This window comes from Rhodococcus sp. NJ-530 (assembly GCF_003860625.1).
Classification (GTDB): domain Bacteria; phylum Actinomycetota; class Actinomycetes; order Mycobacteriales; family Mycobacteriaceae; genus Rhodococcus_F; species Rhodococcus_F qingshengii.
In genome coordinates, this window is the sequence record NZ_CP034152.1 from 2,131,781 (window position 1) to 2,146,218 (window position 14,438).

Annotated in this window: 13 protein-coding genes; 7 read left to right on the plus strand and 6 right to left on the minus strand. The window is 62.8% G+C overall.

Going from position 1 to position 14,438, the window contains the following annotated elements; genetic code table 11:
- Window positions 1–29: 29 nt before the first annotated feature.
- A complete protein-coding gene (locus EHW12_RS09905) occupies window positions 30–1,037 on the plus strand; it encodes an NAD(P)-dependent alcohol dehydrogenase (protein WP_007727420.1) in 1,008 nt (335 codons plus the stop codon).
- Here EHW12_RS09905 and EHW12_RS09910 read toward each other — a convergent pair.
- Together EHW12_RS09910 and EHW12_RS09915 are read right to left on the minus strand one after the other, a co-directional pair.
- The gene (locus EHW12_RS09910; RefSeq protein WP_007727417.1) at window positions 1,024–1,914 is read right to left on the minus strand and encodes an alpha/beta hydrolase; all 891 of its coding nucleotides are present in this window, start codon (window positions 1,912–1,914) and stop codon (window positions 1,024–1,026) included. The genes EHW12_RS09905 and EHW12_RS09910 overlap by 14 nt on opposite strands.
- Window positions 1,915–1,947: 33 nt before the next feature.
- The gene (locus tag EHW12_RS09915; RefSeq protein ID WP_039972807.1) at window positions 1,948–2,787 is read right to left on the minus strand and encodes a CPBP family intramembrane glutamic endopeptidase; all 840 of its coding nucleotides are present in this window, start codon (window positions 2,785–2,787) and stop codon (window positions 1,948–1,950) included.
- 85 nt (window positions 2,788–2,872) lie between these two features.
- On the opposite strand from EHW12_RS09915, the gene EHW12_RS09920 reads away from it, so the two are divergent.
- The gene (locus EHW12_RS09920) at window positions 2,873–3,181 is read left to right on the plus strand and encodes a rhodanese-like domain-containing protein (RefSeq protein ID WP_003940684.1); all 309 of its coding nucleotides are present in this window, start codon (window positions 2,873–2,875) and stop codon (window positions 3,179–3,181) included.
- A 47-nt stretch (window positions 3,182–3,228) separates the two neighbouring features.
- On the opposite strand, the gene EHW12_RS09925 is transcribed toward EHW12_RS09920, so the two are convergent.
- On the minus strand, window positions 3,229–3,870 hold the full coding sequence (locus EHW12_RS09925) for a dihydrofolate reductase family protein (protein WP_003940771.1): 642 nt from the start codon (window positions 3,868–3,870) through the stop codon (window positions 3,229–3,231).
- A 74-nt stretch (window positions 3,871–3,944) separates the two neighbouring features.
- The gene (locus EHW12_RS09930; RefSeq protein ID WP_042449826.1) at window positions 3,945–5,030 is read right to left on the minus strand and encodes a TDT family transporter; all 1,086 of its coding nucleotides are present in this window, start codon (window positions 5,028–5,030) and stop codon (window positions 3,945–3,947) included.
- Window positions 5,031–5,121: 91 nt separating this feature from the next.
- On the opposite strand from EHW12_RS09930, the gene EHW12_RS09935 reads away from it, so the two are divergent.
- Window positions 5,122–6,033, plus strand: a complete 912-nt coding sequence (locus tag EHW12_RS09935) for a LysR family transcriptional regulator (RefSeq protein WP_030535095.1) — start codon at window positions 5,122–5,124, stop codon at window positions 6,031–6,033.
- A gap of 12 nt (window positions 6,034–6,045) precedes the next feature.
- Here the strand turns inward: EHW12_RS09935 and EHW12_RS09940 are convergent, their stop codons facing one another.
- Window positions 6,046–6,726 (minus strand): TetR/AcrR family transcriptional regulator C-terminal domain-containing protein, encoded by a 681-nt coding sequence (locus tag EHW12_RS09940; protein WP_007727412.1) that lies wholly within the window; start codon window positions 6,724–6,726, stop codon window positions 6,046–6,048.
- A 73-nt stretch (window positions 6,727–6,799) separates the two neighbouring features.
- Here EHW12_RS09940 and EHW12_RS09945 point away from each other — a divergent pair, with 73 nt between their 5' ends.
- The 3 genes from EHW12_RS09945 (at window position 6,800) to EHW12_RS09955 (ending at window position 13,142) form a co-directional block, all read left to right on the plus strand.
- Window positions 6,800–7,936: an NAD(P)/FAD-dependent oxidoreductase gene (locus tag EHW12_RS09945; protein WP_125050556.1), complete on the plus strand. Its 1,137-nt coding sequence runs from the start codon at window positions 6,800–6,802 to the stop codon at window positions 7,934–7,936.
- A 7-nt stretch (window positions 7,937–7,943) separates the two neighbouring features.
- Window positions 7,944–8,777, plus strand: coding sequence for a DUF3626 domain-containing protein (locus EHW12_RS09950; RefSeq protein WP_065455164.1), 834 nt, complete (start codon window positions 7,944–7,946; stop codon window positions 8,775–8,777).
- Between the two features lie 180 nt (window positions 8,778–8,957).
- Entirely contained in the window at window positions 8,958–13,142 is a 4,185-nt protein-coding gene (locus tag EHW12_RS09955; protein WP_125050557.1) for a bifunctional nitrate reductase/sulfite reductase flavoprotein subunit alpha, read from the plus strand.
- Window positions 13,143–13,148: 6 nt separating this feature from the next.
- On the opposite strand, the gene EHW12_RS09960 is transcribed toward EHW12_RS09955, so the two are convergent.
- Window positions 13,149–13,613 carry a tRNA (cytidine(34)-2'-O)-methyltransferase gene (locus EHW12_RS09960; protein ID WP_007727408.1) on the minus strand — a complete coding sequence of 155 codons (465 nt, stop codon included), beginning with the start codon at window positions 13,611–13,613 and terminating at the stop codon, window positions 13,149–13,151.
- A gap of 137 nt (window positions 13,614–13,750) precedes the next feature.
- Here EHW12_RS09960 and EHW12_RS09965 point away from each other — a divergent pair, with 137 nt between their 5' ends.
- Window positions 13,751–14,431 carry an excalibur calcium-binding domain-containing protein gene (locus EHW12_RS09965; RefSeq protein WP_042923481.1) on the plus strand — a complete coding sequence of 227 codons (681 nt, stop codon included), beginning with the start codon at window positions 13,751–13,753 and terminating at the stop codon, window positions 14,429–14,431.
- Window positions 14,432–14,438 lie beyond the last annotated feature (7 nt).

Genomic DNA, 14,438 nt, shown 5'->3' on the forward strand with positions numbered 1-14,438 from the left:
CGATCACCATTCGTGCGAGGATCCACACCATGACCAACCGCGCCGTGTACGTACTCCCGCCTGGAGGATTGAACAACCTCGAATCGAGGACGATCGAGACCCCGGGCCCGGGTGCGGGTGAGGTGACGATCGCGATCCACGCGAATTCGCTCAACCACCATGACTACCTCGTGGCGACCGGAGAGATAGCAACCGACGGTCCGCGGATCCTGTTGTCCGATGCTGCCGGGGAGGTCGTTGCGGTCGGAGACGGCGTAACGCAGTTCAGCGTCGGAGATCGCGTGATGAGCACCTATTTGCCGCATTGGCGGAGCGGCACACCGGATTTCGACGGATTCGGAAATTCGCCGGGTGACGGTGTCGACGGGTTCGCCCGCGACACCGTCACCGTGCCGGTATCTGCTGTGACAGTGATGCCGCGAAACTACACCTACGAGGAAGCCGCTACCTTGCCCACCGCAGGTTTGTCAGCGTGGCGCGCACTATTTGCCGGAGTCCCGATCATCCCGGGGTCGTCGGTGTTGATCCCTGGGACCAGCACGGTGGCGCTGTTTGCCGTCCAGCTGGCCAAAGCTGTTGGAGCTCAGGTGATCGCAACGTCGTCGGCCCCCGACAAGATGGCACGATTGGTCGAGCTCGGTGCCGATCACGTGGTCAACTACCGTGAGCGCCCGGACTGGGGTTCGGAAGCGATGCGGCTCAGCGGCGGGATCGACCTCGTCCTCGACGTCGGCGGGCCGTCCACCCTCGGCCAATCTCTGGCGGCAGTCCGACCAGGCGGGCGAATCTGCGCGCTTGGCATCATGAACGGCCCCTCGTCGTCGATCGACCTGACTTCGCTACTGACCAAACAGGTCACCATCGAAGGTGTTCTGGTGGGCAGTCGTGCACATCAGGAGGAGATGGTCGCCGGGCTGGAGAGCCTGGCGCTTCGTCCCGTCATAGATTCTTCCTACAGCCTCGACCGCCTCGCTGACGCTTTCGAGCAGCAGAAATCCGGGCAGGCCTACGGCAAGATCGTCATCACAAACCCTTGATCGCTTGCCGGTCCCAACGGGGATCGGTGAGGATTTCCGCCGAGTCGCCGACAAATGCACGTGCGGCAGTCTGGTCGCCGCTCAGGGTGAATCTCAGCCACGCGGTGAGGTAGCCCCGGAATCCTTCGCCATCTGCGGCCCAATTGTGGCCGACGCCAAGCAGTCTACCGCGGACCGCCGGTCCGGCGGTTTTGTCGAAGTACTCAGCTTGCGGATCGGCGGTGGAGACCGGGTCGTCGGCGCCGGTCATGAAGAACGTCGGTCCGGTCAACTGGGCCACGTCGATCACGTCGACAGGTCGCGAGGCCCACCACGGGTCAGGCAAATCGAGTACCGCCGTGGCGGTGATCAGATTCGCGGACTGGGTTGCCGCGTTGATCGCGCCACCGGCGCCCTGGGAGTGTCCGACCGAGGCAATGTTGTCGGTGTCGATCCGCTGGTGAAAAATGCTCTCAGCGTTGGTGTTCTGATCGACGACGTACTGGGCAGCCCCCAAGATCTCCGTCCCGTCGCCGGTGACGCTGCTGTCGGCCACCACAACGACAAAACCCCAAGAAGCGAGATGCTGCAGGAGCGCTTCGTACTCTTCGTAAGTCGCATAGCTGCCGTTGCCGAAGGTGACGACGGGATGCCGATTGCCATCAGACGACAAGCCGGCTGGGTAGAACAGTTGGTACCCGGGAACTGAATCGGCAGCCACTTCATGCGCACCCTTGGCTGCATACAGATCGCTGATCGATTCCGACGCGATGGATTCGGTGGTCGCGACTTCGGGAGTTGTCGGAACCCCCGCGGTGGCATGAGTGACGGCACCGGAGAGTGCCAGCAGACACGATGCAGTCACGACGGCGAACGAGTACGTGGTTCGAGAAGGCATGGGCACAAGTATGTCTTGTACGGTCGCGGTCGGTCAGGCCGAGACGGGTGTGTGCCGATCTTCGCCGATTCGATCTCGAATGAGGAAGACGGCGATCACCCCGAAGACGACCAAGAGGACCGTCAGTAGAGAGGTGATGGCGGCGGCGCCGCTCACTTCCGTGGTCACCGAAGTGTCCAGCCCGCCGGTCGAGAGAATTGTGGTGGGGTCGGTGAGGCCGTGTAACACGATTGCGGCCCAGATCGTGCCCGTCACACGCATTGTCAGGTACATGCACATACCGAAACCGAAGGTGTAGACCACGGTGACCAGAACGGTTGACGCCTTCATCCCGGCGATGAGGTTGACGGTGTGCATGAGTGCAAACACCAGTGAAGACACGACGGCGACAAAGCGTTCCCGGTGGCCGGCGTCGCGCAACATCTTCACTGCCAGGCCACGGGTGGCCAATTCCTCGGTCAGGCCGACGCACGCACCGAGCACCAGCAGGGCGATTACCTCGCCGGTGGTCCAGGCGCTCCAATCGGTTCCCGCCAGATGCGCAACAATGGCGGCGACCACGATGATCGGACCGATCCACATCCAACCCCGCCCACGAATGGGTTGTGGGCCGAAGACGCCGCGCAGCCAGCCGACCTTTGTCGTGAAAACCAGCAGGGCGATCCCGCCGATCGCGATGGGCAATGCGACGCCGAGGAGGATGCTGGAGGCGCTTGCCACGACATTGTCCGTGTCGATCTGGTCTGCAAAAACCCTGGAGGTAACCTGCCCGACAGCAAGATAGAACGCCAGGTAGACGACGATCAGCAGGAGCACTTTCCACACGGTGGGGCGACTCCAAAAACCGGACTTTTCGGGAACCGTATTGGTCATTGTCAGATCGTAAAGGGAGCTGCACGAAAACGCCCGGGTACCGTCTATTCGGACAGCAGCGAACACGAAGGCAGGCGCAGAAGAAATGTTGGAAGTCGATTTGAATGCACTGGACACGGCTTTGGCAGCGGGTGAGCCGTTGATCGACGTCCGTGAGGCCGACGAGTTCGCTCAGGTCCGAGTTCCCGGTGCGACGCTCATTCCGCTCAGCGAATTCGTCTCTCGCGTGGGTGAAATTCCGGACGCGGAAACGGTGTACATCATCTGCGCCGTCGGTGGTCGGAGCTTGCAAGCCGCTGAGTATCTGCAGGCTCGCGGCATCAATGCCGTTTCGGTGGCCGGTGGAACGATGGCGTGGTACCAGTCGGGGCGCCAGGTCGAGACCGGCGAATAGTGCGTAACTGTTGGGGCAGCTCCCGTTTACGGAGCTGCCCCAACACGTCACTTCCGCCAGAACAGGTGGTGCGTCACGCCGCTCGGGCTCGGCACAACGTCGAGGTTGAAGCGGTCGAGTAACTCGTCAGGTGTCTCCCACAGTCGTAGACCGGATCCGAATTCGATCGGGGAGACAGCGATGTGCATCGTGTCGACCAGATCGGCGTCGAGGAATTCACGGATAGTGCTGACTCCGCCGCCGAGTCGAACGTCCTTGCCCTGCGCTGCCTCACGTGCCTGCGCGAGGGCCGTCGCGGGGTCGGCGTCGACGAAGTGGAATGTCGTGTCCGATAGCGTGAACGACGGCCGCACGTGGTGGGTCAAGACAAAAACCGGGGTGTGGAACGGTGGCTCGTCGCCCCACCAGCCCTGCCACTCGAGATTCTCCCAAGGGCCGCGGTAGGGTGAGAATTTGTTGCGGCCCATGATTTCGGCGCCGATGTTGTTGGAGAAGTCCCGCGTGAAATAGTCGTCGAGGCCTCGGCTGCCGCCGGGATCGGTGCGATTGGGCCAGCTGGCCGTAGCTCCTGCCCACGCAAACATTTCACCGTGGTCCAGGCCGAACGGGCTCTCGAAGCTCTGGTCCGGACCGCAGGCTATTCCGTCACTCGAAACGCCGAAATTCTGCACTCGCAATAACTGACTCACCGTGTACTCCTGCTCTCGACAATGGTCTACGTGAGTACAGACCGTACGGCGAGCCAAAACTCATCGGTGCGAATTCATGCAGCCGCCGGTAGAACTCCACTGCGGATCGACCGGACGGTCCTGACCGCGACGGTTGCCCAGATGGGGATCAGTACGGTCAGCAGGGCAAGTGCGATTCCCAGGATCAGGGTGGAACCGGTGGCGACTCCGAAGGCATTCGCTCCGACGGCACATGCTCCGATGGGGAAGGTGAAGCTCCACCAGCCGAGCGAGAAGTCCAAGCCGCGGCGCAGTGCGTGGATGGTGACGACGGTGACGGTGACAAACGCGATCACGCCGATGATTCCGACGACGGTTCCGTAGGCGATCCCGAATTCGTGCAGGGTGTCGGCATGCTCGGGGCTGAGTGCATGCCGTGAGGCGGCGGCCAACAGGTTGGATGCCGCGATCGACTGTCCGATCACGCCCAACGGAATCCACAGTGAGGGAATGGCATTGAACGGGATCACGTCGACGCCGGCCGAACGGTTGCGTGCGAACTGCCTGGCGACGGCTACCAGAATGCCGATGGCGGCGGTCAGCGCCAGAGCGAACAGGATGTAGCAGAAAACCAGTACCGCGATGCGTGGAGCGCCTTCGGGCATGTGGGTGCTGACCGCTGCGCCGGTGGTGGCCGAGACCATCGGAGGTACGACGGGCATGAGCCAGAACGGCATTGCCGTCGCCATCCCGGCATCTCGAACGAGTCGAATCATCATCACGACGTAGGTGACCAGGCCGAGTGCCGTGCCGAGTGTCCACAGTGTCAGCGACACGGTGATCGCCACGTCGTGGCCGAGGAAGTCCGGGCCGGTGATGCCGGTTGCGGATCCCACGGTCAGCAGTGCCATTGCGACGGCGCCGTAGAAGGGGAACATCGCGGGGCTGTGCAGGTAGGCGAGGGCCTGACATCGATGTTGTGACCAATGGGTGGCAAATGCTCCGATCAAGGCGCACAGTACGAGAACCGCCAGAACCCAGAAGATCTCGGAGACCAGTTTCAAGCCCTCGATCTCCGGTTCGAGCGAAGCGGCGGCCACCGACACGATTCCCGTTCCCATCGCTGCCGCGAACCAGTTCGGAGTGATGTGGGCGAAGGTGGAACTCGTTGTGGTGGTCATGTATTTCACTGTCGTCTCATCCGGTCCGTACCGGTAGACCGGTTGTTCTTGAATGCCCACAAACTCGCCTTGTGGGTCTAATCTTGGGACTATGTCGTTGTCTCCTCGGGTGCCGGAACTCAGTGCCCTCGACGTCCTCCTTTCCGTAGGGCGTCTGGGCAGCATGGGTGCTGCCGGCCGGGAGCACGGACTCAGTCAGCAGGCGGTCAGCGCCCGGGTGCGTTCGGTCGAACGCCAACTCGGAATCAAGGTGTTCGATCGAGCGGCGACCGGTGTTCGTCCCACCGCCGAGGGCGGTCTGATTCTCGAGTGGGCAAGTCACATCCTCGTCAGTGCCGAGGAAATGGCATCGGGAGTTGCCGCACTTCGCGGTGAACGTGATGCTGCCGTCACGGTTGCCGCCAGCATGACCATCGCCGAGTATCTGGTTCCCGGATGGACGGTCGCGATGCGGCACAAGTTCCCCAACGTCGTGGCGTCGGTGAGCTTGCACAATTCCTCGGACGTCTCTGCTCAAGTTCAGGCCGGCCAGGCCGATATCGGATTTGTCGAAGGGCCGGATGTGCCGTCGGCGCTCGCGTCGTGCGAAGTAGCGCGTGATCACCTCGTCGTGGTTGTGCCGCCGGGACACGACTGGGCGAATGGTGTGCCCGTTCCGGTCGAGGAACTCGCACGCACACCGCTGATTCAGCGAGAATCAGGGTCCGGTACGCGCCTGACGCTCGAGAATGCTGTTCCCGATTGTGTGCCGCCGCTGCTCGAGCTCACCTCGTGTACCGCTGTCAAGGCTGCGGTGGTGGCAGGCAACGCCCCGGCTGTTCTGTCGTCGCTGGCAGTTGCCGCCGACCTGACGGACGGCCGACTGGTCGCGGTCAACGTCGACGGCTTGCGGATGCCGCGTCGACTCCAAGCCGTCTGGGATCCCGATCGCGGATTGCGCGGTGCGGCAAGAGATTTCCTCGATATAGCGCTCGGATCCAACACCGCTGTTCATTCACGCTGACGGCTACGGCCGCTATCGGACGGTGTCGATCCCCGCGAGGATGAGCTCGATGCCTGCCAGAAACTGTTCTCGGTCGTCGTGGTCGCGCAACTGCGCCGTCACCTGATTGAGGAACGGGTACTTCGCAGAGTCGAGTTCTTCCCATCGCGTGGCGACGCCCGCGAGGAAAGCGGACCGATCTGTCTCACGGGGGAGCAGACGGGCGCCCGCGGCGTACTGTCCGGCGAGACCGAGCACGTAGTTCAGGAGCGCGGACGCGCAGTCGAACTGTGCCGATTCGGGAACGCCGAGCGCCTGGAGTTGCTCGCCGAGACTTTCGAAGATCTGCATCACCGCTGATTGCCACGGTTCACGTGAGAGTTGGGTGCCGACCCAGGGGTGGGCGTCGATCGCGTCGAACACGCCGAGGGTGATGGTCCGGATCGCCTCCCGTGGGGCTGCACCTTCGGTTGCACCGGTTGTCACGCGGGCGATGACGTCGTCGGTCGCCGCGGCGAGCAGTTCGCTCTTGTTGGCAACGTGCCAGTAAATCGCCCCGCTACCTGTTGCCAGGCGTGCGGAGAGCGCGCGAAATGTCAGCGCGGCTTCGCCCTCGTCGTCGAGGATCTCGATCGCAGCCTCGACGATTCGCTCCTTCGAGAGCGCATCCGTACGTCGTTCGGTCCGCTGATTCCTGGTCGCCATGCGAACCATCTTGACATATCTGGAACGCCGTTCCAAGATGTCATTGGAACGACGTTCCAATCGAAGCCTGAAAGGAAACAACATGAGCAACTCGATAACGATCATCGGGGCGGGCCTCGGCGGTCTGACGCTCGCGCGTGTCCTCCACGTCCATGGAATTCCGTCGAAGATCTATGAGGCGGAACTGTCGGCAGAAGCTCGCACGCAGGGCGGCCAACTCGACATCCACGAACACAACGGTCAGGCCGCGCTCGACGCTGCCGGCCTCACCGACGAGTTCCGCGCGATCATCCACGCGGGCGGCGCCGCGTCGCGCGTACTCGATCAACACGCCGCCGTGCTCCTCGACGAACCCGACGACGGCACGGGAGCACGTCCCGAGGTGCTGCGCGGCGACCTCCGTCGAATCCTGATTGATTCCCTTCCGGACTACACGATCGAATGGGGACGCAAAGTCGACACTGTGCGCTCGCTCGGAGATGATCGCCACGAGTTGACCTTCGTCGACGGTTCGACAGTGACCACCGACCTTCTCGTCGGTGCAGACGGTGCCTGGTCGAAGATCCGGCCGCTGCTCTCCGATGCGAAGCCGGAATACGTCGGCACCACGTTCGTCGAGACCTACCTCTACGACGTCGACGAGAAGCATTCGGCTGCAGCCGAAGCCGTCGGGGACGGGGCGATGTACGCGCCCGCACCAGGAAAAGCGATCGCCGCGCATCGAGAGGCGGGAGACATCGTGCACACCTACGTTCAGCTGAACCGTCCGGCGGAGTGGTTTGCCGGTATCGATTTCACCGACGCCGCCGCTGCGACAGCGCGGGTCGCGGCCGAGTTCGACTGTTGGGCACCGGAACTCACGGCGCTGATCACCGATGGCGAAACCGCTCCGATTCCGCGCGCGATCCAAGCACTTCCCGACGAGCACCGATGGGATCGAGTGCCTGGGGTGACGCTCCTCGGTGACGCGGCGCACCTGATGGCCCCGTCCGGTGAGGGTGCGAACTTGGCCATGTTCGACGGCGCCGAACTGGGAAAGGCGATCGCCGCGCACCCCGACGACATCGAAGGGGCACTCGCCGAGTACGAAGAAGCGATGTTCGTGCGCAGCGCATCCGAGGCCGCGGACTCGCACGTGATCCTTGATCTCTGCCTCGGTGAAGGCGCACCGTATTCACTGGTCGATTTCTTTACCGGCGCTGCTTCCATATCCGGATAATGGGCGAATGCCTGTTGATTCCACTCCTTGGTCTGCCGCGATTGCGCACGTGAGCGGTCTCTCGAAGGGCGGCCCGTTGGATCGAAATCACCGGGTGACGTTGCACTTTCATCCGGACCTCCCGTCTGAACGTGGTCTGACACTGGCCTCGATCGCACGTCAAGGCACCTATGTGACCCAGTTCGAGTCTCGAACGAGCAACGGCGGACTGACGGCGCATCACGGCGGCGATCGTTGGCGTTGGGAGAGTCGGATATTCGGCGGAGCTTACGACGAGCGGGAGCCCTCGGAACGGCCGAAGTACGGATCGTTGAACTATCGCTCCGATCCCTACGGGGCATCCCCTCGGTTCGGCTCGTCCTACTTCCGGCTTGCCGAGCACACGCTCGACCGCACCACTTTCTGCTTTCCCGACAGCGTCTTCGAGTCTGATCATTTCGGAACGGCCGAAGCGATGAGCTTGGTCGGCGCCGCACGGGCTGCCGAGCTCGACGATCCGCTCGACCACTACATCGAGGCGCACGTTCACGGCGTCGTCGACATCGGAACGGACGTCGAGGCGCTCGTTCTGGATCCGAGTTACCGGGGCACACGGATCGAAGAGATCGCCCACTCGCTCACGTGCCCGGTGCTGTGGCACGACGGTTACGCGGTCGATGTCGACGAGATAGCCGAACATCCCGAATACCGGGGAGCGGCCGTGATCGACCTTGCCCGAGAAATTGCGCACGGCAGGCGGCTGACGCCTGCCGTCCTGGGGCTCGCACGGGGTGCATCCTTCGATCCGCAGGACGTCAAGAAGGTTTGGCACTACATCGCTCGATTCGGCGGCAGAGCGTAGAACTGGGCATTCGCGTACAGCTGCACGTCGACGACCGCTGGTCCCGGGACCGCACATCGGTCCGAAGGTCGCGGTGAGGAAAGAGTGATTGATACGCAACATCGGGCATGAACTCCCGAAACAACTGCATCCGAAGATAGAAGTCGACCTTGATCCTCGGTCGAAGGGATGCATGAATCGATGGGCGCTCAACTCACCACCACCAGTGTCGACACACTCTGCGCATACTGCGGGGTGGGCTGTGGTCTTGTCCTCGACATCATCACCGATCCCGAGACGGGTCGTCGGAAGGCTGCGAAGTCTTCCGGTCTGAAGACACATCCCACCAACTTCGGGCGTCTGTGCACCAAAGGCACCACGACCGCAGACATGCTCGCCGGCCCGGGGCGCATGGAATCTGCATATCGCCGTCCGCGCCGAGGTGATGCGATCGAAGCGGCGGACATGGCCGCAGTCATCACTGACACCGCCCAGCGCCTGCGGGCAATAATCGACGAGCACGGTCCCGACGCGTTTGCGTTGTACGTGTCCGGGCAGATGTCACTCGAAGCTCAGTACCTGTCGAACAAACTGGCCAAGGGCTTCATCGGGACCAATCAGATCGAATCGAATTCCCGTTTGTGCATGGCGAGTGCCGGCACCGGCTACAAGCAGTCACTCGGGGCCGACGGACCGCCCGGTTCCTATCAGGACTTCGAACACGCCGACGTGTTCTTCGTGACCGGCGCGAACATGGCGGACTGCCATCCGATCCTTTTTCTGCGGGTGCAGGAGCGGATCAAGGCAGGCGCGAAGCTGATCGTCGTCGATCCTCGACGCACCGCCACCGCCGACAAGGCGAACTTGTTCCTGCAGATCGCTCCCGGCACCGATCTCGCGCTACTCAACGGACTACTCCACCTGCTCGTCGTGAACGGCCACACAGATCCGGACTTCATCGCCGACTTCACCGAAGGCTGGGAGGTCATGCCCAGTTTCCTCGCGGAGTACACGCCTGCGAAGGTCAGCGAGATCACCGGTATCCCCGAGGCCGACATCCGCACTGCAGCGCAGTGGATCGGTGAGGCTGCAAACTGGATGAGCTGTTGGACAATGGGTTTGAACCAGAGCACCCACGGCACGTGGAACACCAACGCCATCTGCAACCTTCACCTTGCGACCGGTGCGATCTGCAAGCCCGGCAGCGGTCCGTTCTCGTTGACCGGTCAGCCGAACGCCATGGGTGGGCGTGAAATGGGCTACATGGGGCCAGGTTTGCCCGGCCAGCGTGCCGTGATGGTCGACGCCGATCGCGACTTCGTCGAGGACCGATGGGGGATCCCGCAGGGCTCGCTGCGCACCGACATCGGCGGTGGCACCATTGACATGTTCTCCCGAATGGCGGCGGGCGACATCAAAGCGTGCTGGATCATCTGCACCAATCCCGTTGCGACGGTAGCCAACCGCAAGACCGTCATCGACGGCTTGGAGAAGGCCGACCTCGTCATCACCCAGGATGCTTTCCTGGGCACCGAGACCAACGAATACGCCGATGTTCTGCTGCCTGCTTCGCTGTGGACAGAGTCCGACGGAGTGATGATCAATTCCGAACGCAACCTGACGCTCTTTCAGCAGGCACTGGATCCGGTTGGGCAGGCGCTGCCTGATTGGCAGATCATCGCCCGGATCGCCTGCGAGATGGGGTACGCCGAAGCGTTCACCTACACCTGTGCCGAAGAGGTGTTCGAAGAGATCAAGCAGTTCTGGAATCCGAAGACCGGCTACGACTTACGCGGCGTCACCTACGAGCGCCTCCGCAAGACATCGATTCAGTGGCCATGCCCGCCAGACAGTGATCAGGACCGTCATCCCATCCGATACGTCAATGACGGTGTCAGTCAAAGGCTCCTGATCCGCGAGGACGGCAGCACTCCGCGGCTCGCATTTCCCACCGCCACTGGCCGTGCGATGTTCTTCGCACGGCCGCACATGCTTCCCGCCGAAATGCCCGACGACGACTACCCCTTCCTGCTCAACACCGGTCGTCTCGCGCACCAGTGGCACACCATGACCAAGACCGGCAAGGTGGCCAAGTTGAACAAGCTCAACCCAGGTCCCTTCGTCGAGATCCATCCCGACGACGCCGCCAGGCTCGGTATCGTCGACCAGGATGCGATCGAGGTTGCCTCACGCCGCGGTCGCGCTGTGCTTCCGGCTGTTGTCACCGACCGAGTGCGTCCGGGGAACTGCTTTGCCCCATTTCACTGGAACGACGCCTTCGGTGAATATCTGTCCATCAACGCCGTCACCAACGACGCCATCGACCCTGCCTCGCAGCAACCGGAGTTCAAAGCCTGCGCTGTCACGATGACGAAGGTCGCCGTGAACACACCTGAAACAGTGCTCGCCGAGGCGGCGCTGCTGGCTCCCGCGCCAGCTGATCGGGCTTTGTCGCGAACCGATGTCCTCGCGGGCGTCCTCGGTCAAACAGGAACACCTGCAGTGGTATTCGATCCGCTCCAACAGAGCTACCTGTCCGGCCTTCTCGCCGCGTTGCGTGCGGACGCCGATCGCACTGCCGGGGTACCTACCTTGCCGTCGACGGCACCCTTCGATGCCGAAAAGCGGATGTGGGTCGACGGTGTTCTGGCCGGCCTGTACTCGCGGATCTCACTTCCTGACACCGACGGGCTTGCGTTGTCATCGAGTCCGAGTATTGGATCCGAGCGCGCGCCGATCGTGGTGCTCTGGGCATCGCAGACCGGAAACGCGGAAGAATTCGCTGCTGAGTGCGCCACTCGTCTCGGGGGAATCGGCTTACCCGTGGTGATGCACGCGATGGACGAGTTCCCCGCCGCCGACCTGGCAGCTACCAGAGAGGTCCTGCTGATCACCAGTACCTCCGGTGACGGCGAATCCCCGGACAACGGCAGCGGTTTCTGGGATGCGTTGTCTGCTGACACGGCGCCCCGCATGTCCGAGACACGTTATGCAGTCATCGCTTTCGGCGACTCGAACTATGCCGACTTCTGTGGACACGGACGAAAGCTCGACGCCCGCCTTGCCGAACTGGGAGCCAGTCGTATCGTCGATCGCGCCGACTGCGAGCCCGATTTCGAGGACACCGCTGCTGGATGGCTGGAGGCGGTCACGGCTGAGCTTCGGAGCTCGGTGGCCGGCGAGACGACCGACGTCCTCGTTGCAAAGAAGAATTCTGGGACAACCGTTGCAGCCGAGCCGATTTCACCGGCGATGTCGCCGCCGCTGCGATACAACAAGAAGGCGCCACTGACCACAGCCTTGACGCGCAATGTCGTGCTCAACCGTCCGGGTTCTTCCAAAGACGTGCGGCAGTTGGGCTTTCACCTTCCAGGTGACACGGTCAGTTACGAAGCCGGCGACGCTCTCGGAGTCTGGCCCCGAAACAGCTCTCCGTTTGTCGACGAGTGGCTCACCCTTACTGGCCTCGACGGTGACGAGACCGTCGAACTGGGGCAGTACGGGGAAATGACGCTGCGTACCGCGCTCACCGAGCGCCTGGAGATCACTCGAATCTCGACCGACATGATTCGATTCGTGCATCAACGAACCCGCGATTCGGACCTGGCCGAGTTGTTGAAGCCGGAGAATGTCTCCACGTTCAAAGACTGGTCGTGGGGACGACAGTCCGTCGACATTCTCGCGCAGTCGCCCGTTCGTGCCTCGACAGACGAATGGCTCTCGCTGCTCAAACCGATTCAGCCGCGGCTGTATTCGATATCTTCCAGTCCGAAGGAGAACCCACGCGAAGTGCAGTTGACGGTGTCCGCGGTGCGATACAACGTTGCGGGTGTCCCACGGCGTGGAGTGTGCTCGACTTACCTCGCCGACCACGCTCACGATGACGACATCGGTATCTACGTGCAGAAGTCGACCCACTTCCGGCCACCTTCCGATCCCGAGACCCCGATGATCATGGTCGGTCCGGGGACCGGCATTGCACCGTTCCGTGCCTTCCTGCATGAGCGGCGGGCATTGGGGCACACGGGCCCGAACTGGCTGTTCTTCGGAGAACAGCACGCCGCGACCGACTTCTACTACCGCGAAGAAATCGAAGAATTGCGGAAAGACGGATTCCTCACCGAACTCGACCTCGCGTTTTCCCGGGATCAAGCCGACAAGGTCTACGTGCAGGACCGGATGCGTGAGCGGGGTGCGCTGCTGTGGGAGTGGTTGCAGAAGGGAGCGCACTTCTACGTCTGCGGCGATGCCAACCGGATGGCCAAGGACGTCGACAGTGCCCTCAACGGGGTGGTCGCTCAACACGGAAAACTGGCTCCTCGCAGTGCCGAGGCATACGTGAAGGCTCTTTCGGCGGAGAAGCGCTATGTCCGGGACGTCTACTGACGTCGATCAGACAGCGCCCTTGAACCCGTGCTGACGCCAGGCCTCGTACGTCACGAGGGCGGCAGCGTTGGACAGGTTGAGGGACCGGCGTCCGGGCAGCATCGGGATACGCAGGCGCTCGGTGACGTGTTCGTCCGCCAATACTTCTTCGGACAGTCCGGTGGGTTCGGGCCCGAACAGCAGGACGTCGCCGGGTTGGTAGGCGATATCGGCATACGACGTGGTCGCGTGCGCGGTGAAGGCGAACACGCGAGCGGGGGTGACGGCTTCCCAGGCAGCGGTCAGGTTTTCGTGGACCGTGACAGTCGCCAGGTCGTGGTAGTCCAAGCCTGCGCGCTTGAGCTTCGGCTCCGACAAGTCGAACCCGAGAGGGCCGACCAGGTGGAGTTCGCAACCGGTGCCTGCGACCATGCGGATCGCGTTTCCGGTGTTGGGTGGGATGCGGGGCTCGTGGAACATCACTCGGAACACTCGAGGAACTGTACCGGGCGACGTATCGGTGACCACGTCCGTGAGAAGACCCGGTCGGGAAGTGTGGGCGAATTGGTAACAAACCGGCCAGTCCGTGCGAATCTATTTCCGGCACTCTACGCAGAACGGACATTTTGATGAACCCTCCCGCCGGTTGGAACCCCGACCCCTTCGACCCCACGATCGACCGTTACTGGGACGGTCAGCAGTGGACCGCGCAGACACGGCCCAAGGGCGTCGACGCACCCACTCAGGCTTTCGGCACTCCCACGCAGGTCTTCGGCGCACCCGGATCGGCGGTGCCGGACACTAACGCCGAGGAAGGCAAGACGCGGCGTAAGTGGCCGTGGATCGCCGGCGCGGCAGTCGTGGGGCTGGTTGCCATCGCCGCGGCGACGGGAGCGGGCAAGTCGGAAGAATCGACGACGCCTGCTGCGACCTCTTCGACGACAGCTGCAGCGACGACAACCAAAAGCACGGTCCCGTCGACGACGAAGACCACGACTTCGTCCCTCTTGCCGACGACGACAACGATCGTGCCGCCACCGACGACAACCACCGTGGCAATCGTGCCGCTGGTTCCGCAGGTCCCGGAGACCACGACTACGCCGTATGTTCCGCCCGCTCCTGCGTACACACCGCCGAAGACAACAGAACCGGCGTACGTTCCGCCGCCGGCCAAGGTGCCCGACGCGGGGGTGTATTACGCCAACTGTGCAGCCGTGCGAGCGGCCGGTGCTGCCCCGATCTACCGCGGCGATCCCGGCTATTCGTCCAAGCTTGATCGTGACGGTGACGGCGTGGCCTGCGAGACCTAGGCGATCG